General features: G+C 64.2%; 10 protein-coding genes. 1 reads left to right on the top strand and 9 read right to left on the bottom strand.

Features of this window, described 5'->3' with window-relative positions; genetic code table 11:
• The 4 genes from AB843_RS13455 to AB843_RS13440 form a co-directional block, all read right to left on the bottom strand.
• The coding region (locus tag AB843_RS13455; RefSeq protein WP_048647359.1) for an E3 binding domain-containing protein at positions 1–596 on the bottom strand (596 nt) is incomplete at its 3' end.
• Between the two features lie 2 nt (positions 597–598).
• Complete coding sequence (locus AB843_RS13450; RefSeq protein WP_048647358.1) at positions 599–1609, bottom strand: alpha-ketoacid dehydrogenase subunit beta; 1011 nt, start codon at positions 1607–1609, stop codon at positions 599–601.
• Positions 1609–2643 carry a thiamine pyrophosphate-dependent dehydrogenase E1 component subunit alpha gene (locus tag AB843_RS13445; RefSeq protein WP_048647357.1) on the bottom strand — a complete coding sequence of 345 codons (1035 nt, stop codon included), beginning with the start codon at positions 2641–2643 and terminating at the stop codon, positions 1609–1611. Before AB843_RS13445 ends, AB843_RS13450 begins: the two co-directional genes overlap by 1 nt.
• A 2-nt stretch (positions 2644–2645) precedes the next feature.
• Entirely contained in the window at positions 2646–3974 is a 1329-nt protein-coding gene (locus AB843_RS13440; RefSeq protein ID WP_048647356.1) for an NAD(P)H-dependent oxidoreductase, read from the bottom strand.
• Between the two features lie 352 nt (positions 3975–4326).
• Between AB843_RS13440 and AB843_RS13435 the strand changes: the two genes are divergently transcribed.
• Positions 4327–4572 (top strand): hypothetical protein, encoded by a 246-nt coding sequence (locus tag AB843_RS13435; RefSeq protein ID WP_048647355.1) that lies wholly within the window; start codon positions 4327–4329, stop codon positions 4570–4572.
• A gap of 226 nt (positions 4573–4798) precedes the next feature.
• Here AB843_RS13435 and AB843_RS13430 read toward each other — a convergent pair whose 3' ends face one another.
• From AB843_RS13430 to AB843_RS13410, 5 genes are all read right to left on the bottom strand, one after another.
• The gene (locus tag AB843_RS13430; RefSeq protein WP_425286815.1) at positions 4799–5689 is read right to left on the bottom strand and encodes a transglycosylase SLT domain-containing protein; all 891 of its coding nucleotides are present in this window, start codon (positions 5687–5689) and stop codon (positions 4799–4801) included.
• A 271-nt stretch (positions 5690–5960) separates the two neighbouring features.
• Positions 5961–7493 carry a malonate--CoA ligase gene (locus tag AB843_RS13425; RefSeq protein ID WP_048647354.1) on the bottom strand — a complete coding sequence of 511 codons (1533 nt, stop codon included), beginning with the start codon at positions 7491–7493 and terminating at the stop codon, positions 5961–5963.
• On the bottom strand, positions 7490–8920 hold the full coding sequence (locus tag AB843_RS13420; protein WP_048647353.1) for a malonyl-CoA decarboxylase: 1431 nt from the start codon (positions 8918–8920) through the stop codon (positions 7490–7492). Before AB843_RS13420 ends, AB843_RS13425 begins: the two co-directional genes overlap by 4 nt.
• Positions 8917–10236, bottom strand: a complete 1320-nt coding sequence (locus AB843_RS13415) for a TRAP transporter large permease (RefSeq protein WP_048647352.1) — start codon at positions 10234–10236, stop codon at positions 8917–8919. The genes AB843_RS13420 and AB843_RS13415 overlap by 4 nt, the downstream gene beginning before the upstream one ends.
• Positions 10233–10778 (bottom strand): TRAP transporter small permease subunit, encoded by a 546-nt coding sequence (locus AB843_RS13410; RefSeq protein WP_048647351.1) that lies wholly within the window; start codon positions 10776–10778, stop codon positions 10233–10235. Before AB843_RS13410 ends, AB843_RS13415 begins: the two co-directional genes overlap by 4 nt.
• Positions 10779–10875: the final 97 nt, after the last annotated feature.

Below are 10875 nucleotides of genomic sequence, written 5' to 3'. Positions count from 1 at the left end.
GGGGCCTTGACCGGCGCCGGCGCCTGGCCCGATGCGGGTGCTGCAGCCTTGGCGACGCCACCCTTGGCGGCAGCCTCAACATCGGCTTTCACCACGCGGCCTTTTGGCCCGGACCCTGCGATCGCCGAAAGATCGAGACCCGCCTCCTTAGCGAGACGCCGTGCCAAAGGCGAGGCACGGACCTCTCCCTCCCCCTTGTGGGGAGGGTGGGCAGCCGCCGCAGGCGGCTGGTCGGGTGGGGGTGGCGACGCCTGCACGATGGCCGGCGCCCCATCGCCACCACCCCCCTCCGTCCGCTGCGCGGACACCTCCCCCACAGGGGGGGAGGAGGGTGCGTCCTTCGCGGCCGCCGCCTCGCCTTCCTCATAAATCCAGGCCACCGCCTGGCCAACGGGAATGTCGATGCCTTCCTTGCCGGTCACATTGCGCAGGATGCCGCTCGCCGGCGCGTCGATTTCCATCGCCGCCTTGTCGGTCTCGATCTCGAACAGGACATCGCCCTTCTTGACGGTCGCGCCTTCCTCGGCGAGCCAGGCCGAAATCCGGCCCGTCGTCATGTCCATGTCGACCTTCGGCAGAATGACTTCGACGGGCATGGTCAGCGCGCTCCCGTGACGAGATCGCGCGCCGCCTGGACGATGCCGTCCACCTGCGGAACCGTCGCCTTCTCCAGCTCCGGATTGTAGGGGATCGGCGTTTCCGCACCGCCCAGCCGCACGATCGGCGCGTCGAGATAATCGAACGCCTCGCTCTCGGCGATCATGGCCGAAACCTCCGCGCCAATGCCGAGCGTCTTCACGGCCTCGTAGACGCACATCAGCCGCGAGGTCTTGCGCACGCTGTCGATGACCGTCTGGCGGTCCATCGGCCGGACAGTGCGCAGATCGATCACCTCGATGTCGATGCCCTCGCCGGACAGAGTTTCGGCAGCTTCCAGCGCCTTGTGCACCATGATCGAGGTGGCGACGATGGTCAGGTCCCGGCCCTCGCGGCGCACATCGGCCTTGCCGATCGGCACGGTGTAGTGGCCCTCGGGCACCGGCCCCTTCATCTTGTAGAGCAGCTTGTGCTCGAAGATCATCACCGGATCGGGATCCTCGATCGCCGCAAGCAGCAGGCCCTTGGCGTCATGCGGCGTCGCCGGCTGGATCACCTTCAGCCCCGGCACATGGCCGAGCCAGGCTTCCAGGCTCTGGCTGTGCTGCGCCGCAGCCCCCGTGCCCGAACCCGCCGGAAAGCGCATGACGACCGGCACCGATACGGCGCCGCCCAGCATGTAGCGCATCTTGGCCGCCTGGTTGACGATCTGCTCCATCGCCAGCGTGGCGAAGTCTGAAAACTGGAACTCGAAGATCGGCCGCAGGCCGGTCACCGCCGCACCCACGGCGACGCCGGCGCCACCCAGCTCGGAAATCGGCGTGTCCATGACCCGCTCGGGACCGAATCGCTCGACAAGGTCGCCGGTCACCTGGAACGCGCCGCCATAGACGCCGATGTCCTCGCCCATCAGGAACACGCGCTCGTCGCGCTCCATGGCGATGGCCATTGCTTCCTGGATGGCTTGCGCGTAGCTCAGTTCGCGCGTTGCTGTCTCGATGATAGCGTCCATCAAGCCTGCTCCGTGTAGACGTATTTCTCCAGATTGGCGACGTCGGGCATCGGGCTTTCCTTGGCGAACTCGATTCCCTCGGCGATCTCCCTGGCGACGTCCGCGCGGATCGCCTCGATGCCGGCCATGTCGATGACGCCGAGTTCCTGAAGCTCAGCCTCGAACATCTCGATCGGATCGCGCTCGGTCATCCACTCCTCGATCTCTTCCTTGGTCCGGTAGCGGTTGCGGTCGCTCTTCGAATGGCCGCGATAGCGATAGGTCTTGCACTCGATCAGCGTCGGCCCTTCGCCCTTGCGCGCCCGCTCGGTCGCCTCGTGCATGGCCTGGGCCACATCGGACACCACATTGCCCTCGACGATGACGCCGGGCATGGCGTAGGCCGCAGCGCGATCGGCGATGTTCTTCACCGCCGTGGCGCGCTCGACCGAAGTCGACATGCCGTAGCCATTGTTCTCGCAGACGAAGATGACCGGCAGCTTCCAGATCGCCGCCATGTTCAGCGCCTCGTGGAAGGCGCCCTCATTGTTGGCCCCGTCGCCGAAGAAGCAGACGACGACATTGCCGGACTTCGTCTTCTTGGCGGTCAGCGCGGCGCCGACCGCAATCGGAAGCCCGCCGCCAACAATGCCGTTGGCGCCGAGATTTCCCGTCGACACGTCGGCGATATGCATCGAGCCGCCGCGTCCCCGGCAATAGCCGGTGGTCTTGCCGAAGAATTCGGCGAACATGCGTGACACATCCGCGCCCTTGGCGATGCAATGGCCATGGCCGCGATGCGTCGAGGTGATCTGGTCCTCGTCGGTGAGGCCGAGGCAGATGCCCACGGCGCTCGCCTCCTGGCCGATGGACAGGTGCATCGTCCCATGGATCAGGCCGCGCATATAGCTTTCCTCGGCCCCCTCCTCGAACTGGCGGATCAGGTGCATCTTGCGCAGCGCGCCGCGCAGCGTCTCATGATCGTAATGTCTGTATAAAAAGGGCAGATTGGCGCCGTTTGGTTTCTCGGCGCCGTTCTTGGCTTTGCCGGCCATGCTTATGCTCCTGTCGTGCCGTAGACGAGCCTGTCCTGCCGCGCGCGCAGCGCGGCGATCTTCGAGCCGGCCGGCGGCGCGGCGTTGTCGGACGTGATGAGCTCGCCCTTGGCGATGGCTTTGGTGACATTCCCGCCCTGCAGCAGACCGCAGGGAATGGCCTTCGCGGCGCGCGCTTCCTGTGCGGTCATCACCCAGGCGCGGTAACAATATTCACCAATCGCATCGAGTGTGTCGCCCGGCTTGAGATCCTTCTTGGCGACGGCGCAGACCTCGGCCACCGGCTTGTCGAGCGGCACCATGTCCGCCTTGCCGTAAAGCACGACACGGGCGCAGGTCAGCGGCACTTCGAGCGAGGTCAGGTGATAGGGGCGGTGAAAGGTGAAGTACGGGCCCTTGCCCATCTTCAAATCTTCCATGCGCTCGGAAATGCGCGGATGCGACATGTCGGCGACGACGAAGACGCCCGGCGCCACGCCCTTGCCGACGGAATAGTCCACCACGCCGACGCGTGACAGGACGCCGCCATCCTTTTCCGGCACCAGCACCGAGGAGAGTTGATCGAGCGTTGCCTTCGGGCCATGCATGCCCGGCTTGTCGGGGACGAGGCCGGTGGCGTTGGCGATCGCCGCCATCTCGACCATGGTCTTCGACCCGTCGACGAACTCGACCAGCATGCGCACGTTCATGTTGCGGCGCTTCGCCTCTTCCACATAGTCGTCGGGTATCGCGTCGATGTTGAGCGGGTTGTTCTTGCCCTTGCCGGCGGCGACGATGGGATGGCCCATGGCCGAGACGAACTCGATCAGTTCCATGCAGGAGGACGGCTCGTCGCCGGCGCCCAGCGAATAGGTGACGCCCAGCCGGTCGGCCTCGCTCTTCAGATAGGCGCCGATGGTGACGTCGGCCTCGACGTTCATCATGACAAGGTGCTTGCCGTGCTCCATGGCCTTCAGGCCGATTTCGGCGCCCACCGCCGGAACGCCGGTGGCGTCGATGACGACATCGATCAGCCCGTTGTTGATCAGCAGGTCGGCATCATCAGTGACGGCCACTTTGCCGGCTTCGATGGCGGCGGACATGGCCGACTGGCTGTCGACCTCCTTCGCGTGCCCCTCTTCCTGATAGGCGATGCTCACCGCCCGGGAGGCCGCCGGCACGTTCAGTTCTGATATCGCGCCGATCTCGATGCCGGACATGTGGGCGACGCGGGTGACGATGTCGGTGCCCATTTCGCCGGAACCGACAAGGCCGATGCGGATAGGCTTGCCGGATCTGGCCCGATCCTCGAGATCCCGGGCAAGACCGGTGAGCGCAACATTGGCAGGCATTTTTGACCACTCTCCCAGATGGACGTTTCCTCCATCAAAGGCTTATTGAACATATGTTTAGGTGTCAATACGAATGTCCATCAACTGCCGGCCTGCTCGAGACCCACTGCGACAGCCGGGAAACGGGCAATCCGCCACGACACGGGCCAAGGGACCTTCCGTTGGGGAAAGAAGAACCCTAACAATCCAGCATTTGTGAACGCTCTGTTTCCAATTTTTGATCTGATAGCGCGGAGTTGCGATCCCTAAATGAGGGTCACGGTCGAGGAATAACCCGAGACCGACATGTAATAGACGGCATCCCATGACGGGATTGCGACTGCCTTATTATAAGGTATCAGGAGTATTAGATATGAAAACCATCATTTCCGCAGCTATTCTTTCTTCTTTCCTCGCTGTTCCGGCGTTTGCAATAGAGCCGATCCAGGGAAGCATCACGTTTAACGGTCCTTCCCAGTCTACTCTGTCGACGACCCCGGTCGGCTCGGTGCTTCAGCACCAATTTACTTCGAACGGCAATGATTATCATGAGATTTATGTTGTCGGCGCCGACGGCCGCCCTGAACTGGTCAGCCGCACGGTCTCCAACAACAGCTAAACCTTATGCAGTGCATTCCTCCCATGCATTGCCAATCGGCCCGGGCATTGACCCGGGCCTTTTTGCATCCGGGTACCCCGCATCGGCGCGCCGAAGTCCGGTGGAATTCGAGTGGAGATCGAGTAAAGCCTCGTGCCGGGCGGCCGTCGGCCAAGTGAACCCACGGGTTACCTGAACGAAACCGTCAGTCTTTCCCCAATGATCATCTGGGCGATCATCTGGGCGATCATCTGTTGCGCAGGACGACGCAGGGCAAACCGCCATTTTGCAGCCGGCTGCAGATTTGTGCCGCCCTTGCCCGGCTGGGGGCGCCGATCCGAACGGCGTAGATGCCGCGCCACCCGCGCGGCGAGCGCACGCGGCTGACGACAGGTTCATGACCCGACAACAAAGCAGCGTGCCGCCGCCGCGCCTGTTGCCACAGCCGGATCGCCACGTCGCGGCGAAAATGACCCGCCACCTGGATGCCCCAGGGTTGCGTCGGCACGCTGGCCATCGCCACCACGGCGCGCGCATTGACCGGCAGCGCCTTACAGGCAACGCCGAACGGCTTGTCTCCATCGAGCGGTGGCACGGTCGCGGCATGCGCGCGGTCGGTGAAATTGTCGGCCGGCTCGCCAAGGATCGCCAGCACGTAGTTTTCCGTTTCGAGCGGCAGGAAGCCCCCGGCCGACAGCCAGCGGGCAACGCGGCTCTCGCCGGCATTGTAGGCTGCCGCCGCCAGGCCGAGATTGCCGAACTTCTTTTTCAGCTCCGCCAGATAGGCAGCCGAGGCCGGGATTGCCTGGACGATGTCGAATGCGTCTTCCAGGCCGCGCAGCGCCGCCGTCCCCGGCATGAACTGCGCCACCCCCTCGGCACCCTTCGGGCTGACGGCGTTGGGATCGAACCGGCTCTCCTTCCACAGGAGCCGGGCGAGGAACGCCGCTTCCAGCCCGTGCTTGCCGGCATGCGTCTCGATGAGACTGCACACGCGCGCCACCAGATCGGCCTGCGACGGCGCCGCGTCCTCGCCGCGCGCCGGGTCTGCCATCCACAGAGCCGGCAACAGGAACAGCGTCGCGGCAAGCCGCCCCGCGCGCCGGCGCTTTCGCGACCCGATGCCTGGATATTCCATAGAACAGACTCCATCTGCCGCAGGCAGCCTAGAGCATTTTGCAGTCAGGTGGAATCACCTGACGTCCGCGTAAATACGGAAAAACAATGAGATAGACGGTGCCCCCGGCGCAAGCCGGACAATTGGTCGGCGCTGCTCGTGCGGGCGCTAGTGGTCTGACCGAAACGGATGGTACCCATCCGTTTCGACAAGTCAGCCCACAAGCTGTTGATCTGGTGGGGCGATTTTTCCTGACAGATGGGGACCATCTGTTAGGATCGCACCACTAGATTCAACCGGTGCGCTCGTCCTCGTGCTGCGCATAAAGACCGGCAAATGTGTCGCGCAGGATGTTCTTCTGCACCTTGCCCATCGTGTTGCGCGGCAGCGCATCGGCGAAGATGACGCGCTTGGGCTGCTTGTATCTTGCCAGCCGGTCTTTCAACCCGTCGAGGACCGCATGCTCGTCGACCTCCGCTCCGGCGACCCGCACGACCACGGCGGTCACGCCCTCGCCGAAATCGGGATGCGGCACACCGATGACGGCGCTTTCGAAGACGCCGGGAAGCTGGTCGATCTCGCTCTCGACCTCTTTCGGGTAGATGTTGTAGCCGCCGGAGATCACCAGGTCCTTGCCGCGCCCGACGATGTGCACGTAGCCCTGCGCATCGACCATGCCCAGATCGCCGGTGATGAAGAAACCGTCGGCGCGAAACTCCGCCGCCGTCTTTTCCGGCATCCGCCAGTATCCCTTGAAGACGTTGGGCCCCTTGACCTCGATCATTCCCGTCTCACCGGTGGCGAGCGGCTTGCCGGTCTCCGGGTCGGTCACGCGAAGCGAGACGCCGGGCAAGGGGAAGCCGACCGTTCCAGCGATGCGCGGCCCGTCATAGGGATTGGAGGTGTTCATGTTGGTCTCGGTCATCCCGTAGCGCTCGAGGATGGCTTGCCCGGTCATGTCCTCGAACCGCCGGTGCGTCTCCGCCAGAAGCGGGGCGGACCCCGAAACGAAAAGGCGCATGTTGGCTGTCGCCGCGCGCGTCAGCCCGTCCTGCTGGATGAGCCGCACATAGAATGTCGGCACTCCCATCATCACGGTCGAAACGGGCATCAGCCGCAGCGCCTCCTCCGCCGAGAACCCGGGCAGGAAGTACATCGACGCGCCCGACAGAAGGACCACGTTCGACGCGACGAACAGGCCGTGCGTGTGGAAGATCGGCAGCGCATGGATCAGCCGGTCGGCGGAGGTGAAGCGCCAGCAATCACGCAGCGTATCGGCGTTCGACAGCAGATTGTCGTGCGTCAGCATGGCCCCTTTCGAGCGGCCGGTGGTGCCGGAGGTGTAGAGGATCGCCGCCAGATCGTCCGCCCCCCTTTTCTCATCGGCGAAATCGGCGGCCTCCTTGGCGGCAAGCTCAAGCAGCGACCCCGCGCCATTCTGGTCCAGTGTCTCCACGCGGGCGTTCGTGCCGCCGGTTATCGACAGCAGGCCCTCGCGCGTGTTCGGCGTGCAGACGACCAGGCGCGGTTCGGCGTCGCCGATGAAGTAAGCGAGCTCGGCCAGCGTGTAGGCGGTGTTCAGCGGCAGGTAGACCGCCCCGGCCCGCACGCTTGCGAGATACAGCATCAGCGCTTCGGGGCTTTTCTCGACCTGCGCGGCGACCCGGTCCCCCGGCTGCACGCCGAGCTTCCGCAACGCACCGGCGAGACGCGCCGACTGGGCGAGCATGTCGCCATAGGTCCAGATTCTGCCGTCTGCCGTCTCGATGAAAACGGCCTCCGGCCTGGCAGCCGCGCGAATGGCGTCAAAGAGATGATTGTTCATGAACTCGCTTCCTCGTCTGCACGTGTCTTCTTCGCCGCCTTGCCGCGCGCCGGCCCTTTCTCGGTCTGGGCTTGTACTGCGGTCCCTCGCTCGGCTGGCATCAGGCGGCGTATGGATGGCGCGGCGACCACCTCGCCGCGCCCGACGAACGCCTCATGATTGGTCTCGATGTCATCGAGCTTGTAGAGGTAGTTGACCATCAGCCCGTGTGCCTGGCGCATGGCGCCCGGCGCGGTGTCGCCAAGGAAATTGATGCGCTCGAGCCGCGCGCCATTGCCGAGATGGAAGCGGGCGACGGGATCGATGACGCGGCCGCTCTCGCTGCGCGCCTTAAGGAAGTACCAGGCGGCGGCGGCCGTCATCACCGGTTGGACCTCCGCCACCGCCTCCGCACGCTCGGCCCAATCCGCCTCATCGAGAAGCGTGAGCTTGTTCTGGCCGGTCGGCGCCAGCACCGACGGGTTTTCGGCCCGCCGCTCCTCGTCCAGCCATTCGGCAAAGCCGGGAACCGGCGACAGGGTGACGAAACTGTCGAGACCCGGCAGCTCGCGGCGCAAATCCTCCACCACCTGCTTGATCAGGAAATTGCCGAAGGAAATGCCGCGCAAGCCCGCCTGGCAGTTTGAAATGGAGTAGAAGACGGCGGTGGTGGCTTCGGCGGGGGGAACCGTCGCGCGATCCTCGCGCAGCAGATCGGAAATCCTTGCCGGCATGTCCCGGGTCAGCGCCACTTCGACGAAGACCAGCGGATCGTCGATCAATTGCGGGTGGAAGAACGCGAAGCAGCGGCGGTCTTCCGGCGCCAGCCGCCGCCTCAGTTCTTCCCAGCCGCCGATATGATGCACCGCCTCATAGCGGATGATCTTTTCCAGGATATCGGCCGGCGTCGACCAGTTGATCGGCTTCAGCATCAGGAAGCCGCGATTGAACCACGAACCGAACAGATGCGCGAAATCGGAATCGAGCGGCTCGAGGTCCGGCTCGGCGCGCTTCAGCGTCAACAGCGCCTCGCGCATGCCGACGAGCATGGCCGTGCCGTTGGGCGCCAGGTTCAGCCGGCGGATCAGCTCCTGCCGGCGCGGCTCGGCAGCCACGTGCAGTTCGTGCAGCGCCTTGGGATTGGGCGCGCTTCGGTAGGCGTCGATGGCTTTTTCCACCAGTTCGGTTTGCGGACCGAAGCGCAACAGCAGCATCCGCATGAACTGACGCTTCGCCGCATCGTCGCAGCGCTGCCAACGCTCCAGGATATCCCTTGCAAGCGCCATGCCCGACGCTTCTCCCCGGCTGGAAAGAAGCGTCTCGCACAGCGCCTCCATGTCGTCACCATCGCTGGCGTTCGCGCCGCGTGGCCCGAGCGCCAGAAACCGCCGGCCGCGCTCCGTGATGGTCTGCAGCATGTCGCCGAAGAACGACGCGGTGGCGTTCATTGGATTGCCCCCATCATCTGGTTGGGAAGCCAGGTGGCGATGTCGGGAAAGAGACACAACAGGACGATCGCCATGAACATGACCATCACATAGGGCAACGAGCCCCAGAGAATATCCCGCGTCGGAATCGTCGGCGCGATCGCGTTGATGACGAAGAGATTGAGGCCGATCGGCGGGGTAATCAACCCCACTTCCATGTTGATGGTCAGCACGATGGCGAACCAATAAGGGTCAAAACCGGCCTGGGTAACGATCGGAAACAGCATCGGCGCCGTCATGACGATCACCGCCACCGGCGGCAGGAACATGCCGCAAACCAGCAGAAAGACATTGATGACCGCCATCAGAACCCAGCGATTGACCTCCATGTCGGCGATGACCGCGGCAATGGTCTGGGTGATGAACAGGGATGAAAGCGCAAACGCAAAGAGCTCTGCCGCCGCCATGATCATCATGATCATCACGCTTTCGCGCATGGCCGAGCCGAAGATGCTGGCAATGGGGCGAAAACGAAACAGGCGATAGGCGAGGATGACCACCAGCAGTGTCAGGAACGCACCGGCGCCGGCCGCCTCGGAAGGCGTTGCCAGCCCACCATAGAGCACGTACAGCGTGCCGGCGATGATCAGCAGGAACGGCAGGACGCGCGGCAGGCTCGCCAGTTTTTGCCCGAGCGAATAGCGGATCGCCCGCGCGCCGCCGAATTCATACCCCTTGCGCCGGCAATCGATGAGCGCCCAGATCATGAACATCGCCGTCAGCATGATGCCGGGCAGAACGCCCGCCATGAACAGGCGGCCGATCGACGTTTCCGTCGCGATGCCGTAGACGATCAGCGTCACGGAGGGGGGAATGAGGATGCCGAGCGTCCCGCCCGCCGCGATCGAGCCGGTGGCGACCGAGTTCGGATAGCCGCGCCCGAGCATTTCGGGAATCCCCATCTTGCCGATTGCCGCGCATGTCGCCGGCGACGAGCCGGTCATGCCCGAAAAGATCGCGCAGGCGCCGATGTTGGAGAGCACGAGCCCGCCGGGCACGCGGTTCAGCCACCGGTCGAGCGCGGTGTAGAGATCGGCACCCGCCGGCGAGGAAGCGACCGCCGCGCCCATCAGGACGAACATGGGGATCGAGACATAGGCGATGTTGCCGATGCCCGAGAACATGGTGTCGCCGAGCACGTAGAAGATGTCGAAGCCGCTTTGCGCGAACAATGCGGCGAATGCGGCAAGGCCGAGCGCGAAGGCGATCGGCATGCCCGTTCCAAGCAGCGTGAACAGGACGGCGATGATCAGCAGGCCGGAAAGGGTTGAGCTCATCGCGTGGTCTCCCGGATGTCGAGCGTGTTTTCATCGGCGGGGGCATCGACCTGGCGGCTGGCGGGAAAGACCAGCGTGAGGATCTGCGCCACATATTGCAGGCAAAGCATGCCGAAACCGATCGGCAGGGACGCAAGCGGCACCCAGAGCGGCGGCGCCCAGACGCTGGAGTGCTTCCAGTTTCCCGCCCACGCCTCGTGGAACTGGATCCAGCACGCCACCAGCATGATGGCGCAGAACAGCAATCCCAGAAGACTGCCGGCGATGCGCAGCCACGCACGCGCCCTCTCGCCGACCATCAGCTCGACCACGTCGACGCCCACATGCCCGCCCTTCAGCAGCACGTAAGGCGCGCCGATGAACATGGCCGCGGTCGCCGAGAAGACGACGAAATCGGTTTGCCAGATCGTTGGTTGGCGAAAAACATAGCGCATGAGGATCATCTGGCAGACCACCATCATCGCCGCGACGATGAGGGCGGTCGACACCACCGCCAGCAAACGCGAAAGATTGCCGACGGCCCTGACATAGGCGTTTATCATTCGAGAATTCCTGGCTGCCGAGAAGGTCCGATGGCGCCGATGAGGCGCCATCGCGCTGACGTCTTGTTTTACCGCATCCACGCGGGCGTCAGGTGAT

It is taken from the genome of Nitratireductor soli (assembly GCF_001050155.1).
In the GTDB taxonomy this organism is placed as follows: Bacteria; Pseudomonadota; Alphaproteobacteria; order Rhizobiales; family Rhizobiaceae; genus Nitratireductor; species Nitratireductor soli.
The sequence above is the reverse complement of the archived record's forward strand: the minus strand, read 5'-3'. Positions and strand labels throughout refer to the sequence as shown.